This window comes from Clostridium sp. HBUAS56010, from assembly GCF_007115105.1.
GTDB lineage: Bacteria > Bacillota > Clostridia > Lachnospirales > Lachnospiraceae > Lacrimispora.
Genome location: NZ_SULJ01000002.1, coordinates 392,039 through 408,585 on the forward strand (window position 1 = coordinate 392,039; position 16,547 = coordinate 408,585).

At 41.1% G+C, this 16,547-nt stretch carries 19 protein-coding genes and 1 other annotated feature; of the genes, 1 reads left to right on the top strand and 18 read right to left on the bottom strand.

Features of this window, described 5'->3' with window-relative positions; genetic code table 11:
• Positions 1–247 precede the first annotated feature (247 nt).
• The 6 genes from prfA to FAY33_RS06440 all read right to left on the bottom strand — a co-directional run bounded on the left by prfA (position 248) and on the right by FAY33_RS06440 (position 6,680).
• Entirely contained in the window at positions 248–1,321 is a 1,074-nt protein-coding gene (prfA, locus tag FAY33_RS06415; RefSeq protein WP_143319965.1) for a peptide chain release factor 1, read from the bottom strand.
• A 40-nt stretch (positions 1,322–1,361) separates the two neighbouring features.
• The gene (gene prmC, locus FAY33_RS06420; RefSeq protein ID WP_143319967.1) at positions 1,362–2,216 is read right to left on the bottom strand and encodes a peptide chain release factor N(5)-glutamine methyltransferase; all 855 of its coding nucleotides are present in this window, start codon (positions 2,214–2,216) and stop codon (positions 1,362–1,364) included.
• Entirely contained in the window at positions 2,213–3,157 is a 945-nt protein-coding gene (locus FAY33_RS06425; protein WP_143319968.1) for a DUF1385 domain-containing protein, read from the bottom strand. The genes prmC and FAY33_RS06425 overlap by 4 nt, the downstream gene beginning before the upstream one ends.
• A 110-nt stretch (positions 3,158–3,267) precedes the next feature.
• On the bottom strand, positions 3,268–3,474 hold the full coding sequence (rpmE, locus tag FAY33_RS06430; RefSeq protein WP_143319970.1) for a 50S ribosomal protein L31: 207 nt from the start codon (positions 3,472–3,474) through the stop codon (positions 3,268–3,270).
• A gap of 131 nt (positions 3,475–3,605) precedes the next feature.
• Positions 3,606–5,195, bottom strand: coding sequence for a transcription termination factor Rho (rho, locus tag FAY33_RS06435; protein ID WP_143319971.1), 1,590 nt, complete (start codon positions 5,193–5,195; stop codon positions 3,606–3,608).
• Between the two features lie 165 nt (positions 5,196–5,360).
• Positions 5,361–6,680: a replication-associated recombination protein A gene (locus tag FAY33_RS06440; protein ID WP_143319972.1), complete on the bottom strand. Its 1,320-nt coding sequence runs from the start codon at positions 6,678–6,680 to the stop codon at positions 5,361–5,363.
• Between the two features lie 639 nt (positions 6,681–7,319).
• Between FAY33_RS06440 and FAY33_RS19320 the strand changes: the two genes are divergently transcribed.
• Positions 7,320–8,360: a collagen-like protein gene (locus tag FAY33_RS19320; protein ID WP_185967516.1), complete on the top strand. Its 1,041-nt coding sequence runs from the start codon at positions 7,320–7,322 to the stop codon at positions 8,358–8,360.
• A gap of 102 nt (positions 8,361–8,462) precedes the next feature.
• On the opposite strand, the gene FAY33_RS06450 is transcribed toward FAY33_RS19320, so the two are convergent.
• From FAY33_RS06450 to rfbA, 12 genes are all read right to left on the bottom strand, one after another.
• Positions 8,463–9,182: a polysaccharide deacetylase family protein gene (locus FAY33_RS06450; protein WP_143319974.1), complete on the bottom strand. Its 720-nt coding sequence runs from the start codon at positions 9,180–9,182 to the stop codon at positions 8,463–8,465.
• Positions 9,183–9,435: 253 nt separating this feature from the next.
• Positions 9,436–9,639 (bottom strand): cold shock domain-containing protein, encoded by a 204-nt coding sequence (locus FAY33_RS06455; protein ID WP_143319975.1) that lies wholly within the window; start codon positions 9,637–9,639, stop codon positions 9,436–9,438.
• A 239-nt stretch (positions 9,640–9,878) separates the two neighbouring features.
• A complete protein-coding gene (gene rplL, locus FAY33_RS06460) occupies positions 9,879–10,250 on the bottom strand; it encodes a 50S ribosomal protein L7/L12 (RefSeq protein ID WP_026893227.1) in 372 nt (123 codons plus the stop codon).
• A 138-nt stretch (positions 10,251–10,388) separates the two neighbouring features.
• Complete coding sequence (rplJ, locus tag FAY33_RS06465; RefSeq protein WP_143319976.1) at positions 10,389–10,883, bottom strand: 50S ribosomal protein L10; 495 nt, start codon at positions 10,881–10,883, stop codon at positions 10,389–10,391.
• 60 nt (positions 10,884–10,943) lie between these two features.
• Positions 10,944–11,087: a sequence feature (ribosomal protein L10 leader region), on the bottom strand.
• Positions 11,088–11,127: 40 nt separating this feature from the next.
• A complete protein-coding gene (gene rplA / locus FAY33_RS06470; protein WP_143319978.1) occupies positions 11,128–11,823 on the bottom strand; it encodes a 50S ribosomal protein L1 in 696 nt (231 codons plus the stop codon).
• Between the two features lie 156 nt (positions 11,824–11,979).
• Positions 11,980–12,405, bottom strand: a complete 426-nt coding sequence (gene rplK, locus FAY33_RS06475) for a 50S ribosomal protein L11 (RefSeq protein WP_143319979.1) — start codon at positions 12,403–12,405, stop codon at positions 11,980–11,982.
• Positions 12,406–12,489: 84 nt separating this feature from the next.
• Entirely contained in the window at positions 12,490–13,005 is a 516-nt protein-coding gene (nusG, locus tag FAY33_RS06480) for a transcription termination/antitermination protein NusG (protein WP_143319980.1), read from the bottom strand.
• Between the two features lie 23 nt (positions 13,006–13,028).
• Entirely contained in the window at positions 13,029–13,232 is a 204-nt protein-coding gene (gene secE, locus FAY33_RS06485) for a preprotein translocase subunit SecE (protein WP_143319981.1), read from the bottom strand.
• Between the two features lie 24 nt (positions 13,233–13,256).
• Entirely contained in the window at positions 13,257–13,406 is a 150-nt protein-coding gene (gene rpmG / locus FAY33_RS06490; protein ID WP_013271142.1) for a 50S ribosomal protein L33, read from the bottom strand.
• A 227-nt stretch (positions 13,407–13,633) separates the two neighbouring features.
• Entirely contained in the window at positions 13,634–14,479 is an 846-nt protein-coding gene (gene rfbD, locus FAY33_RS06495) for a dTDP-4-dehydrorhamnose reductase (RefSeq protein WP_143319982.1), read from the bottom strand.
• A 25-nt stretch (positions 14,480–14,504) separates the two neighbouring features.
• Positions 14,505–15,527, bottom strand: a complete 1,023-nt coding sequence (gene rfbB, locus FAY33_RS06500; protein ID WP_143319983.1) for a dTDP-glucose 4,6-dehydratase — start codon at positions 15,525–15,527, stop codon at positions 14,505–14,507.
• Between the two features lie 21 nt (positions 15,528–15,548).
• Positions 15,549–16,439 carry a glucose-1-phosphate thymidylyltransferase RfbA gene (rfbA, locus tag FAY33_RS06505; RefSeq protein ID WP_143319984.1) on the bottom strand — a complete coding sequence of 297 codons (891 nt, stop codon included), beginning with the start codon at positions 16,437–16,439 and terminating at the stop codon, positions 15,549–15,551.
• Positions 16,440–16,547 lie beyond the last annotated feature (108 nt).

Consider the following 16,547-nt stretch of genomic DNA (forward strand, 5'->3'; position numbering starts at 1 on the left):
GCTTATGAAGAATTTTGACTTTAAAGACCTGATGTCTTTTGGTACGTTCATCTTAGCACTACTGACATTCATTTTCATGAAATGTCAATAATGAAAAAAACCTCCCCTGTACTTTGGCCGGTAGGGAAGGTTTCTTAGAACATCAAACGGTCAACCACCCTGTGGCGATTGCCTCTTTTAAGTATATTATAAAAACCATTTAAAATATTACAAGTACATGCATTTTTTTCAAAAAATTCAAACTTTTTTAATTTTCATTCAGTCTTGCAAGCTTTTCTGCCTGATCTGCTGCAATCAGAGAATCCAGTAATTCATAAATATCCCCGTTCATGATTGCGTCAATCTTGTACAAGGTTAATTTAATCCGGTGATCTGTCACCCGTCCCTGAGGGAAATTATAAGTACGGATTTTTTCAGAACGATCACCTGTTCCGATCTGGCTTCGCCTTTCTTCAGCCTCTGAATTCTGTCTCTTTTCCAATTCCAAATCATAAAGTTTGGAGCGGAGCAGACGAAATGCCTTTTCCTTATTTTGAAGCTGTGACTTCTCAGTCTGGCTATAAATAACGATTCCAGTTGGGTTATGGGTCAGACGAACAGCGGAATCCGTAGTATTTACACACTGACCGCCATTTCCTGATGCACGCATGACATCAATTCTGATATCCTTATCCTCAATTACAACATCAAACTCTTCTGCCTCTGGCATAACAGCAACCGTAGCAGTCGATGTATGGATTCTTCCTCCGCTCTCCGTCTCAGGAACCCTTTGAACACGATGAACACCACTTTCATACTTCATCTTAGAATATGCACCTTTTCCGGTAATCATGGCTACAACTTCTTTGAATCCGCCAATTCCACTTTCATTTACACTAATTAACTCAACCTTCCAGCGCTGGCTTTCTGCATAGTTTACATACATACGGTAAAGCTGTGATGCAAACAAAGCAGCTTCATCGCCGCCTGCCCCTGCCCGGATTTCAAGAATAATATTCTTATCATCATTGGGATCTTTCGGCAACAGAAGAATCTTAAGTTCCTGTTCCAGTTCCTCGATTTTCTTCTTTGCATCGGATAATTCTTCCTTTGCCATCTCCCGCATCTCTTCATCGCTTTCTTCTTCAAGAAGAGAGAGGCTGTCTTCAACCGCCTGTTTTGCCTTCTTATACTGTGTATAAGCTTCAACCAGATCCGCCAGATCTGCCTGCTCCTTCATTAATTTACGAAAACGGTTCTGATCTTCTGCAACAGACGGATTATTAAGCTCCTGCATCAATTCTTCATAGTGAATTAAAATATCATCTAACCTGTCAAACATAGGTAACCTCCTGAATCTATAAAATGGGCCTTGCCCACACTTATTTGAATACGGCACACACCACACGATTCAGCCCTGCCGCATCCCTTACTACCCGTAACTCCTTAAATCCCGCATCACAGAACAAACTTTTTACCGATTCTGCCTGATCATACCCGATTTCAAAATACACCGCTCCTCCATGCTTTAAAAATGCCTTTGCTCCTACAATAAGATGTCTGTAAAAATAAAGACCATCTTCCATTCCATCAAGAGCCAGCATTGGTTCATAATCCTTCACTTCTGGCTGGAGCCCTGAAATCACTTGTGTAGGAATATATGGTGGATTGGACACAATAATATCAAATTTCATTTCTTTCTCAAATGAGGAGAATAAATCACTTTCTATAAAACGAATCTGACCTGGTCCTACCAGAACTTCTGCATTCTTTTTTGCAACTTCTAAAGCATCTTTGGAAATATCCACAGCAGTAACATGATCAAACGTTCCAAGACGTGATAAACTTATGGCAATACAACCGCTTCCCGTACACATATCAAGAACTTCTGGCTGCTTTCCCTTATAGTCTTTTAATATTAACTCTACCAGGGTTTCTGTGTCCTGTCTGGGAATCAGCACATGCTCATTGATATAAAATTCCAATCCCATAAACTCACAGCGCCCTATAATCTGCTGTAACGGAATTCTCTTAGAGCGAAGTTGAACCATAGATCTGTATTTTGAAACAGCCTCTTCTTGCACTTGAGTCTGGTTTCTGTCCAGCAGGAAATGAGTCATATCCGTTTGAAACGCTTCAAAAAGCAGGTATTTTGCATCCAGGGATGCTTCTTCCACACCTGCTTTTTCCAATGCCTCTGTCCCCTCTTCCAGTAAAGACTGCATCGAAAGACTCATGACTGCTTCTCCGGAAAATTCTCGTTTAAAAATTTCTTCCAGTCAAACACAGCCTCAACAGAAGCGATTCCCACCTCTATCATGGAATCATCAGGTTCTGTTGTTGTCAGCCCCTGCATCCACATACCTGGACGGCTTAACAGATCCACCAACTTTGAATCGCTGCGTCCGGCAAGCCGGAGAAATTCATAAGAAACTCCAGCAATCACCGGAATTAGAATAACCCTGCTCAGAATCCGTAACGGAAGAGTATTCACCTGAAATACCATGAAAAAAAGAATACTGATGACCATAACGATAAGAAGGAAACTGGTTCCGCAACGCTTATGCTCTTTAGAACTTTTCCTCACATTTTCAACGGTAAGGTCCAGACCATGCTCCAGACAGTTAATACATTTGTGCTCTGCACCATGATACATAAAGGTTCTCTTAATATCCTCCATCCGTGAAACCAGCTTAATATAAGCAATAAATATTCCAATCCGGATAAATCCTTCCAAAATGGCCATCACAGTGTGGGATTTTATAAAATACTGGAATATATTAGCAAGAAGCATAGGAACCACCATAAAAATGCAGATAGCCACAATCACAGAAAAAACCATGATCATACTCATAAGTGCCTTTTCTGTTTTTTCTCCAAATAACCGCTCCAGAAACTTCTCTATTTTCCCAGGTTCCACGTCTTCTTCATCGTCTTCAAAAAAGCTTGCCGAAAATGTCAGTGCTTTCATTCCAAGAACCATAGAATCAACAAAACCAAACACTCCCCTAATAAGAGGAAGAGAACACAGCTTCACCTTTGTTCCCATACTGACATAAGAATCTTTTTTCACTTCAATGGCTCCGTCCGGTTTGCGGACTGCTGTGGCATACTCATCCCCGTTCTTCATCATAACGCCTTCAATGACGGCCTGGCCGCCAATACCTGAATACTTCATACGCCAACCACCTTTCTATTTCAAACGAAAGCCTTTTTCATTTTAGTAAATTTCAAAAAAGGCTGAGCTAAAGTGTTTCCACTAAACTCAACCTTTTCTTTGCTCCAAACTTATTCTGCCTTAACGCCATATTTACGATTGAATTTATCAATACGTCCACGAGCGGAAGCAGCTTTCTGCTGGCCGGTGTAGAATGAATGGCATTTAGAACAAACTTCTACATGGATGTCTTCCTTTGTAGAACCAGTTACGAATTCATTACCACAGTTGCAAACAACCTTTGCCTGATAGTAATTTGGATGGATTCCTTCTCTCATGATTTTCACCTCGCATACTTTGATTTCTATTAAATCGCGGTCCATAAAACCGACTTTGTCTAATAAACAGCTTGTATAGTATAACATGATTTTTTTTTTAATGCAAGCTTTTATTTATATAAAACTCGAATCTACTGGTAAAAGCGGATTTTTTTGGATGTTTCCACGAATTCACGGTTAGTCTTTGTCTTGGAAAATAAATCAAGAACTTTCTCTACTGCATCTTCCGGCTTCAGGGTATTCGTTGCCTTTCTGATATTATCCACTGCTTCGGCTTCTTCTCTGGTCAGTAAAAGGTCATCTCTTCTGGTTCCGGATTTTAAGATATCAATGGCAGGAAATACTCTTTTTTCCGAAAGCTTCCGGTCAAGAACCAGTTCCATATTACCGGTTCCCTTAAATTCCTCATAAATTACGTCATCCATACGGCTTCCAGTATCCACAAGAGCGGTGGCTAAAACAGTAAGGCTTCCACCCTCCCGCATATTTCTCGCCGCACCGAAAAAACGTTTTGGCATATGAAGGGCTGCCGGATCAAGTCCTCCGGATAACGTCCTTCCGCTTGGCGCAACAGTCAGGTTATAAGCTCTTGCCAGACGTGTAATACTGTCTAAAAGAATCACCACATCACGACCATGCTCCACAAGTCTCTTGGCACGCTCCACAACCATCTCTGATACCCTTTTATGGCGCTCAGGAAGCTCATCAAAGGTAGAATAGAGGACTTCCACATTCTCACCTACAATGGATTCCTTAATATCCGTAACCTCCTCCGGTCTTTCATCAATCAAAAGAATCATCAGATGAATCTCCGGATGATTCACAGTAATTGCCTTTGCCACCTGCTTAAGCAAGGTAGTTTTACCTGCTTTGGGAGGAGAGACAATCATTCCCCTCTGACCTTTTCCTATGGGAGCCAGCAGATCAAGGACACGCATTGCAGTCGTATTCTTTCCTCCCTGGGTCTCCATATGAAGCCTCTTGTCCGGGAAAATCGGAGTCATATTCTCAAAATTAGGCCGTCGCTCTGCAACACCAGCAGGGTAACCATTAATCTTCTTAACATACAAAAGCGCCGCAAACTTCTCTGTAGCAGATTTCACCCTCCGGCTGCCATGAATAATATCACCTGTCTTCATATTAAAACGGCGGATCTGTGAAGGTGCCACATAAACGTCATTCTCTCCGGGAAGATAATTCTCACACCGGATAAATCCAAATCCATCCGGCATAACCTCCAGAATTCCATGTGCATCAATTCCACTATCCAGTTCCTGCAACTCCGGACTTGGCTGAAATTCCGGCTTTTGTTCTTCTGACGCATGATCCTGGCGCACCTCATTTCTGAATGGAGTCTCTCCATTGCCTGCAGGTACAGGACGATAACCTGAAGTTCTCTGTGCTCCATCTCCGCGATAAGATCGTACCACAGTCTTTTTTTGACCATTTCCAGCCGAAAGCCCCTGCTGATCCACCATCATCTGACTCTGCCCCGCCGGCTGCGAAGCTGAAACCGGAACCTTTATGTCTTCTGGCTCTGCCTCTTTTTCTTCCTTTGAAACATTCCCGTCCGGAACATGGAGCGGAGAACTTTCCGTTTCCTTCTCACAGAGTGAATCTATAATTTCGGCTTTTCGCATGGAACTGCATCCTTTGATGCCCTTGGCTTTAGCAAGCTCTTTTAATTCCGATAACGGCAGTGTCTGTAATTTTTCACGCATATTATTCTCCTTCATGATTCCTTATAACGCTTGTTTCGTAATCTTGGGAATGATTCACGATAGAATATCGCAAACAGATGACCGGAAGTACACTTCTGGCCCAAATCAATCAAAATTAGGTCGTACAATATGCCTATTATATACCTTAACTAAAAAAAAGAAAAGTCATTTTTTCAGAAACCCTAAATGCTCTTTGATTTTCTTCTCATATCCATTTTCTGTCGGCCGGTAGAATTGACTATCTTCCATCCCATCAGGAAGATATTGCTGTTTTACATAGTGATTGGGGTAATCATGGGCATAAAGGTATCCCTTCCCATGTCCCAGCTTTGCCGCTCCTTTATAATGAGAATCCTGTAAATGAACCGGCACAGGCATAGTCTTTTGACTCTTTACTGCTTCGAGCGCTTCAAAAACCGCATTACAGGAAGCATTGCTCTTGGGTGCAGAAGCCACATAAGTGACTGCCTGCGACAATATAATCTGTGCCTCCGGAAGTCCGATTCTCTCTGCCGCCTGAGCCGCAGACACTGCTACAACAAGTGCCTGAGGGTCCGCATTCCCCACATCTTCTGCTGCGCAAATCATGATCCGTCTGGCAATAAACATCAAATCTTCTCCAGCATAAAGCATACGAGCCAGATAATACACAGCAGCATCCGGGTCTGATCCCCTCATACTCTTAATAAATGCAGATATGGTATCATAATGATTATCTCCCGTTTTATCATAACGGACCACTCTCTTCTGAATACATTCCTGAGCCACTTCCAGGTCAATATGGATCTTCCCATCGGAAGCATCACGTTCTGTAGTCATAATCCCCAGTTCCACTGCATTTAGAGCCGCTCTGGCATCTCCGTTGGATACATCTGCAAGAAACTCCAACGCTTCTTCATCTATCACAGCATTATAAGCACCCATGCCCTTATCACGGTCATATACTGCACGCTGGATCAGTTCTTTAATATCTTCTCTCTCCAACGATTTTAACTCAAACACTCTTGATCTGGAAAGAAGGGCTCCGTTCACTTCAAAATACGGATTCTCAGTGGTTGCGCCAATCAGAATCAAAGTACCATCTTCCACAAAGGGAAGCAGATAATCCTGCTGACTTTTATTAAAACGATGGATCTCGTCTACAAACAAAATCGTCTTTTTCCCATACATTCCAAGTCCGTCTTTTGCTTCTTTTACGATCTCTTCCATATCTTTCTTTCCAGCCACAGTCGCATTTAACTGTTTGAAGTCAGCACTGGTCGTATTCGCTATCACTCTTGCCAGTGTAGTCTTGCCGGTACCCGGAGGTCCATAAAAGATGACAGATCCCAGCTTGTCTGCCTTAATTGCCCGGTAAAGCAGTTTATCTTTACCAATAATATGCTGCTGCCCCACCACCTCATCAAGCGTTGACGGGCGAAGCCTGGAGGCAAGGGGAGACTCATTTTTCATTGTATTCTCCCGCATGTAATCAAACAAATCCATTCTTATTCTCCTATGTGCTATCACACGATTAATACCTGTAAAATATTCAAAAATATCTGTCAATTTATTTTATAAATTCATCAGGGCATATTCAAACATTGGCTGTTTTAAGCTGCACCTAACTTATCAATCTATTTATTTCAGAAAAAACTATAATGTAAATTGATCTGGAGTGAGCCAAAGCTTACAAATTAGAAACATAAGCTGTTCAGATATAAATCAAATTTAAATATTATCTTATTTAATTTCTTAAAAGCAACATTTTTATTAATCTCACTATAACCATTATGGGCAGTATTCCATCTTTTGTCAAGAATAGTTCGCTGATTTAAATGATACTCCAAATCTTTTATTTGGAAAATACAGAAAACTTTCTAAATTAAAACATTTTTATGATTTCTCCATACAATCAATAATTATTCTTTCCTTCATATATTATCAATAAAAGACATTTATTTTAAGATCCTGACCTCATCGCCCTTCTACATAATCCATACCAGATGTTTTAATTAAGGATGGATTATATGTTTTTTCACATAAACATGAATTGCTACTGATTTCCATCTGAAATAAATGCAGTAAAATCTACTGACGAAATCCTTATGTAACCATTTTATATATTATGAAAGGAGCATTTTAATGAATAACATTGCAATGCAACTGGAACTTCAATTACCACTAAGTGTAAACATTGGAGATTCCGTTTTATTTGATTCCGTTGTGTACTCCTCCGGAAATATTACCTATCATGCAACCACTGGGGAAATAACCATTCTGGAATCCGGACGCTATACGATAAGCTGGTGGCTTGCAATACAATCTTCCCAATCAACCAATGGTATATCATTTGCACTATCTACTTCCCAAGGACAATTTTTTGCAGGAAATTCTCCTGCAAAGACTGCAGAAGTATCTGGTTTTGGCTTAATAGAAATATCTTCTCCTCCTGTACAACTGTCTTTAATCAACATTTGCACAGACATTGCCTTTTTTTCAACGCATGTTCCGCTTAAGGGAAGTTTAATTATTACCAAGGATGATTTGGAGGGAGCTACTGGACCTACTGGACCTACTGGACCTACTGGAGATACAGGACCTGCTGGTGATACCGGTCCTACTGGCAGTACTGGTCCTACTGGCGACATCGGTCCTACTGGCTATACTGGTCCCACTGGCGATATCGGTCCTACTGGTCCCAACTTTGCAGAAATCAGTTTTTCAGCCTTTGTTCCATCAATTACAACCACACAAAGCACGCAAATTACAGACTGGTCTATTGATCCCCCGTTTTTTGGAAATCCAGCTTTCGACGTTACAAGCGGCAATTTTACAGCACCTGCTACAGGCAGATATTTAATGACTGCCACTGTTAATTACTCAACAACGGCTGCAACAACTGAGTCAATTGGTAATCAGAATCCTTCCTTTATTTTAAGAAAGATATCACCAACAACTCAGGATCTAATAAGTGGTCTTCTGCCAATTTTTAATGCCTTTACAATCGTCATCACAATAAGAGCAGTGCTTGGAAGCGGTAATGTTGTACTGACAGGCGAAGTCCAATTGGAGTCTGGTGACATTGTTGGTCTGTTCTATGATTCTGATGGTCTATCATTGAGTCTGGCTCTTGGTGGCAACAATTCTGCCGGAATAGTCTGGTCCATTTTTAGAGTATCCTAGCAGCAAAACAGGAGGGAAAACAATTCATTCCCTCCTGTTTTACTATCTCTGCCTATAACAAACAACGCATGAAACCAAATCACCCATTTCTATGTAAAATCTCTAATCAATCAGTAATTCATCCACCGTTACAAACGAATACCCTTCCTTTGTAAGTGTGTCTATCACTTCCAATGCAGCCTCGACAGAAGTGGAATATACATCATGGAGAAGTATTATATCCCCTGGTTCCACATGTTTGATAATATGCCGTACTACTTTTTTCGTATTCTGACTCTTCCAATCAAGAGGATCAACATCCCACAAAACAACCGACATGTTCGTTGTACACTGCAGCTCCTCATTCCACGCCCCATAAGGCGGACGAAGATATTGAGGTCTTACTCCTGTGATTTTTTCTATTTTCTGGTTGTTTTCCTCTATTTGTTCACATGCAGTTTTCACAGACTCTTTACTCATCTGTACATGGCTGTAGCCATGATTTCCAATCAGGTGTCCATCTGCCTGCATTTGTTTTACAATTGCTTCTTTACCATCAATGCTTTCTCCCAGAAGAAAGAAGGTAGCATGGACCCCTCTTTGACGAAGTCCGTCAAGAAGCTTTTGAGTGTAAACAGAGTGGGGACCATCATCAAAAGTCAAAGCAATCTGCCTGCTTCCGGAAAATTGCTTTCTCACTTCATCCCTTGCCTCTCCTCCCGCATCTGCAGGAAGAAACAGAGTGTCCTTTGTTTTTGAATAAGAATCATACAATACTTTTCCACATGCAACATCCAGTATAAGAATGGTCAAAAAACAAACCACTTTCCATTTTATTTTCATAATCTCATCAGCCCAGCCTTCTGCTATTATTATTAAATCTATGGGCATTGATTAGAAAATAAAACCGAAACCTTTTTTTACATAATAGATATCCTTAAAAAGCAGGAATATTTCAGCATAAAATGTCATAAAACCTGTGCAGCGTGCTTTTTATTTCCCCGACATTTATAGAAGTTTTCCGAAAAAAAAGGATTGTTCCCCCATCAAGATGGAGGAACAATCCTCAAAGCTCACTATAAAACAGAAGCTTTCATTAAGCCATGCAAACGTTAACTGCCTGCAGACCACGGTTTCCTTCTGTTGTTTCATAAGTTACTTTCTGACCTTCTTCTAAAGTCTTGTAACCATCAGAAACAATACCGGAGAAATGAACGAAAACTTCCTCACCTGTTGAATCATTTACGATGAAACCGTATCCCTTAGCACCATTAAACCATTTTACTGTACCGTTGTTCATAACGCGTACCTCCTATAAAAAATAAAAATTTATTGTGATATCGTCTGAAACAAAAAATCACATATTTTTGTAAATCATCATCCGAAAATAATGACTTACAAAAATATGTGAAATCATAACTCCATTCGATAATACATCATCATTCTAACCCGAAATTCATAAAATGTCAAGACTATTCTATCATTTTATCCTATGAAAAACAGAGTTTTCACTCTGTCTTTCATAGAATGGAAAGGCAATTACTTTAAAGTAACTTTTGCGCCTTCTGCTTCTAAAGAAGTCTTGATCTGCTCAGCCTCTTCCTTGGAAGCGCCAGCCTTTAATACCTTAGGAGCACCATCAACTACATCTTTTGCTTCTTTTAAGCCTAAGCCAGTAGCTTCACGTACAACTTTGATAACTTTAACCTTGTTAGGACCAACTTCTGTTAATTCTACATCAAATTCAGTCTTCTCTTCTGCTTCTGCTGCGCCGCCTGCTGCTGCTACAACAACACCTGCTGCTGCAGATACACCAAATTCTTCCTCACATGCCTTTACTAATTCGTTTAATTCTAATACAGATAACTCTTTGATTGCTTCGATAAATTCAGCTGTTGTTAACTTTGCCATGATAATATACCTCCGTAATTAATGTAATTGTTTTTTTAATGGACGTCCGACTTGCTATCTGCTCATCGAACAACTAATTTTCCAATTACCCTTTCGGGTAAAATTCAAGCAGCACTTAGCTGGCTTTTATTAAGAAAATTATGCTTCTGCGCTCTGTCCGTCTGCAATCTGCTTGAGAACACGAGCAAAGTTTGTAATAGGAGACTGAATGCTTCCAAGCAGTTTTCCAAGAAGAATTTCTCTTGAAGGAATGCTGGCGATCTTCTCCATACCTTTTGTATCATAGTAAATGCCTTCAACAACGCCACCCTTAATCTCTAATGCTGGAGCTGTTTTAGCAAATTCAGCAAGAATTCTTGCTGGAGCTGTTGCATCTGTCTTGGATACAGCGATTGCTGTAGGTCCTTCCAGATTTGGGTCCAGTGCTTCAAAAGCGGTACCCTTAGCTGCAAAACGGATCATGGTGTTCTTATATACCTTATAAGAAACACCAGCCTCTCTTAATTTCTTACGAAGCTCGGTATCCTGTGCAACGGTGATTCCACGGTAGTCAACAACGACTGCAGTCTCAGCACCATCCAGCAATTCCTTGATCTCGTCTACGATTGGCTTTTTTAATTCAACTTTTGCCATTATGGTTTACCTCCTGTTTAGTCTGAGCCATACGGGTTGTCCGTAAGACCCGCTCGTATAAACCGCAAAGAAAAACCTCTCCGCCACAAGGACAGAGAGGTCTACAATTCATTTAAATAAAATGATTCTTGTATGTTCCTCGGCAGGCGTTTACACCTTATGCCTTGCGGCACCTGCTGTCTTCGGCAGTCAATACTAAGTTAGTATAACATTATTTATAATTGATGTCAATCACAAAACAAAATTAGTTCATTAACTTTGCTACGTTAAGCTTCACGCCTGGTCCCATAGTGGAAGTCAGTGTTACGCTCTTTAAATAAGCACCTTTAAGAGAACTTGGTTTTGCTTTTACAATTGCATCAACAAGCGTCTGGAAGTTGTCCGCTAACTGTTCTTCTGTAAAAGAAGCTTTTCCAACTGGCACGTGGATAATATTTGTTTTATCAAGTCTATACTCAACCTTACCAGCTTTGATATCGTTGATTGCCTTGCTTACATCCATGGTAACAGTTCCAGCTTTTGGGTTTGGCATTAAGCCTTTTGGTCCAAGAACACGTCCTAAACGACCAACAACACCCATCATGTCTGGAGTTGCAACAACTACATCAAAATCTAACCAGCCTTCGTTCTGGATCTTAGGAATTAATTCCTCAGCTCCAACAAAGTCTGCGCCTGCTGCTAAAGCTTCATCAGCCTTAGGTCCCTTAGCGAAAACTAAGATACGAACAGTCTTACCTGTACCGTGTGGAAGTACAACGGCACCACGGATCTGCTGGTCTGCGTGACGTCCATCACAACCGGTTCTGATATGAGCTTCAATGGTTTCATCAAATTTAGCACTTGCATTTGTTTTAACTAAAGAGAGTGCTACTGGTGCATCGTAGAGAACAGAACGATCTACTGTCTTAGCTGCCTCTGCGTATCTTTTTCCTCTTTTCATTCTAAATAACCTCCTAGTGGTATTGTCGGGGATTTTCCCTCCCACGTTCTTAAAACTTCGCCGACTGCGGTAAAGATAGTCCGGCCGGCCAAAGAGCTTGCCGAACGTCTGATTTTTTAAACTCAGCCAACGCTGCGCCTGACTTCGTTAAGAAAATTAAGCCTCAACAGTGATACCCATACTTCTTGCGGTACCAGCAATCATGCTCATAGCTGTCTCAACAGATGCAGCATTTAAATCTGGCATCTTAAGTTCAGCAATCTTCTGTAATTCATCTTTCGAAATCGTAGCAACTTTTGTCTTATTTGGAGTTGCAGATCCGGATTTAAGCTTGCAAGCTTTCTTTAACAATACAGCCGCTGGAGGAGTCTTTGTAATGAAACTAAAACTTCTGTCAGCATAAACAGTGATAACAACCGGAATAATTAAATCTCCCTGATCTGCTGTTCTTGCGTTAAATTCCTTTGTAAACTGTACAATGTTTACACCATGCTGTCCAAGAGCCGGACCTACAGGAGGAGCTGGTGTAGCCTTCCCTGCTGGAATCTGCAATTTGATATATCCTGTTACTTTCTTTGCCATAATGAGGCACCTCCTAAATAATGTGGTATTGTCGGGGATTTCCCTCCCACGAGCCTATACGTTCATATAAGCCGCTTTTACTTGTTACATCTTCTTGATTTCGCTGAAATTCAGTTCTACCGGAGTTTCCCGGCCAAACATCTCAACATTGATGGTGATGGTCTTCTTACCTTCGTTGATGGACTTGATGGCACCAACAGTATCTTTCCATGCACCGGAAGTTACCACAACGGTATCTCCCTCTTCAAAGCCAACAATAAACTCTTCGTTCTTGAACCCAAGTTTCTCCATCTCTGCTTCTGTCAGAGGAACCGGTTTTGATCCAGGACCTACAAAGCCTGTCACGCCTCGGGTATTACGCACTACATACCATGTATCATCATTCATGACCATGTGAATCAGCACGTAGCCGGGAAACATCTTTTTATCGGCCTTTTTTTCAACGCCATTCTTAATCTCAATGACGGCTTCAAGTGGAACCGATACTTCCAGAATCTGATCCTGCAGGTTTCTGTTTTCGATTGTTTTTTCAATATCGACTTTTACTTTGTTCTCATAACCTGAATAGGTATGGACTACATACCAATTTGCTTCTGACATAAACTCACCTTAACCCTTACGAATTATAAGATAAAACTGAGACCAAACTTGATGATCAGATCAATAATCGCAATAATCAGTCCTAAAGCAACCGATGCTGATACGACAGCGATCGTCTGTTTCGTTACGGTATCTTTGTCAGGCCAAACGATTTTGGCAAACTCAGACTTCAGACCTTTAAAAAAGTTCTTCTTCCGAGCGCTCTCGTTGTTCACTGTATCTCCCATAATTTCACATCCTTTACAAGCTGATTACTTTGTTTCCTTGTGCATTGTATGGCTCTTACAGAATCTGCAATACTTTTTGGTTTCCATTCTGTCAGGATGAGTCTTCTTATCCTTGGTCATGTTGTAGTTACGCTGTTTGCATTCAGTACATGCCAGTGTGATTTTTGTGCGCACGACTTCCACCTCCACTTAAATTTTCGTTGTTGTGTTTCAGTCCTTTTTCCGCTGTAAACATTTTTGAGCATAAAAAAAAGACCTAAGCTCTTCCATTCGCCCAATTACTATAACATATGGTGCAGGATTCGTCAATCTTTTTTTACAATAACCTCTATAATTACAATGTTCTGACATTATAACACGGGAAATCCTAAAAAGCAAGTGGAAGTTTCCCGTGTATGTTTTTAATACTGTATCTCCTTTAAGTATCTTGCCAGTGCATCCTGCCAGGAAGGAAGTTCTGCAAAACCGTTTGCTTTTAATTTGTCCTTGCTCATCCGGCTGTTCATCGGACGTTTTGCTTTTGTGGGGAACTGATCAGAAGTTACCGGCTCAACAGCCACTTGAAGCCCTGCCTGTTTAAAAATCTCACAGGCAAATTCATACCAGCTGCACAAGCCCTCATTGGTGGCATGGTAACGGCCGTATTGATCTGTCTCAATCATATCCACCAGAAGCCGGGCAAGATCATAAGTGTAAGTAGGGGAACCGATCTGGTCTGCAACCACCGTCAGTTTATCCCTGGTTTTCCCCAGATTTAACATGGTCTTTATGAAGTTCTTTCCATTTACACCAAATACCCATGCGATACGCACAGTAAAATATTTCTCAAGAAGTTCTTCTATTGCAAGCTCTCCTTCATATTTCGTCTGACCGTAAACATTCAAAGGCTCTCTCTTGTCATCTGGTTCCCACGGCTGTGTTCCCTGACCATTAAATACATAATCCGTACTGATATACATCATTTTAATATCCAGTTCCCGGCATACTTTTGCAATAAAACGGGTGCCGTCTGCATTGACCCTGCGGCATACCTCTTCATTCTCCTCTGCAGCATCAACCGCAGTATAAGCGGCACAGTGGATCACTGCATCAGGAGAAGCTGACTTTATTACACGTTCAACACTTGTCTCATCGGTAATATCCATCTCTTCAATGCCAACACCGATTGCCTCATGTCCCCGTTTTGTCAGTTCATTTACCACATCAAATCCAAGCTGGCCTTTTGCGCCAGTAACAAATATTTTCATCGCTGCCTCACTTTACCAATGGAATTTATAAACGGTTTCCGTACATGCTGTCAAAATAGCCCTGATATTCTCCGCTGATAATGTGTTTCCACCAATCTTCATTATCCAGATACCACTGGATCGTCTGACGGATTCCAGTATCAAAATTATATTGGGGCTTCCAGCCAAGTTCTTTTTCAAGCTTTGCAGGATCAATGGCATATCGTCTGTCATGACCTGGACGGTCTGTCACGAACTTGATTAAGCTCTCCGGTTTATCCAGTGCCTTTAAAATGGTTTTTACCACTTCCAGATTGGTGCGCTCATTATGTCCGCCTACGTTGTAAACCTCTCCCACTTTTCCTTTATGAATAATCAGATCAATGGCTTCACAGTGGTCGGAAACATGAAGCCAGTCCCTTACGTTCTCACCCGTTCCATAAACAGGTAATTCTTCATCTGCAAGAGCACGGCTGATGATCAGAGGAATCAGCTTTTCCGGGAAATGATACGGACCGTAGTTATTGGAACATCTGGAAATCGTCACGGGAAGCCCAAAGGTTCTCTGATAAGACAGCACAAAAAGATCTGCACTTGCCTTAGAGGAGGAATATGGACTTGAAGTGTGAAGAGGAGTTTCTTCCGTGAAGAATAAGTCCGGCCGGTCTAAAGGAAGATCGCCGTATACTTCATCGGTAGAAACCTGATGATAGCGTTTAATGCCGTAAGTGCGGCAGGCATCCAGAAGCGTTGTTGTTCCCATCACATTGGTTCTTACAAAGCTTTCCGGGTCTGTAATAGAACGGTCTACATGACTTTCTGCTGCAAAGTTAACCACAACATCCGGTTTTTCCTTTTCAAATAAATCAAACACAAAACTTCTGTCCGCAATATCACCCTTTACAAAGCGGTAATTAGGCTTATTTTCTACAGGCTTTAATGTCTCTAAATTTCCTGCATAAGTTAAAAGATCTAAATTGATGATCTGATAGTCCGGGTATTTATTTACCATATGGTGTACGAAATTCCCGCCGATAAAACCGGCTCCTCCGGTAACAATAATTTTCATGGCTGGTTCCTCCTGTTATTTTTAACCGTTCAGTTTGTCAATGTATTTTCCAGCAAGAACATCCATTAAATACTGTCCGTACTGATTCTTTTTCAATGGTTCAATGCTGGCTAATAACTGGTCTTTGGTGATCCAGTGATTCAAATATGCAATCTCCTCCAGACAGGCAACCTTTCTGTGCTGATGGGTCTCCATGGTGCGGACAAAGTTTGTCGCATCCACCAAAGACTCATGAGTTCCGGTATCAAGCCAGGTAAATCCCTGCCCTAACAGTTCCACATCCAGATTCCCTTTTTCCAGATAAATGCGGTTTAAATCCGTAATCTCCAGTTCTCCCCTTGCAGATGGTTTTAAATTCTTTGCATACTCTACAACCTTATTATCATAGAAATAAAGCCCTGTCACACAATAATTACTCTTTGGGTGCTCTGGTTTTTCTTCGATAGAAACAGCCTTTCCATCCGAATTAAATTCTACAATACCAAACCGCTCCGGATCGTCAACATAATAGCCGAATACCGTAGCTCCATCTTTTTTATTGGCAGCGTTTAACAGCCGTTTGGTCAGTCCATGACCTGCAAAAATATTATCTCCCAAAATCATTGCAACGCTGTCATCACCAATAAACTCTTCTCCAATAATAAATGCCTGTGCCAAACCGTCCGGAGATGGCTGGACTGCATAGGATAACTGGATTCCAAACTGGGCACCATCACCTAACAGCGCTTCAAACCTCGGCGTATCATCCGGCGTTGAAATAATAAGAATATCCCGGATTCCTGCATTCATCAATACTGATAATGGATAATAAATCATTGGTTTATCATAAATTGGCAGTAACTGCTTGGAAGTTACCATGGTAAGCGGGTAAAGTCTGGTGCCAGAACCTCCGGCAAGAATAATTCCCTTCATTGTGTTGCTCCTCCATATTCATTCATATTGCTATCATAAAGGGTGACGTTAGGTAATGGTCAAGTGTTTTTCTATTACTTTTTTCGTAAGATTCTGACTTTTCTATTC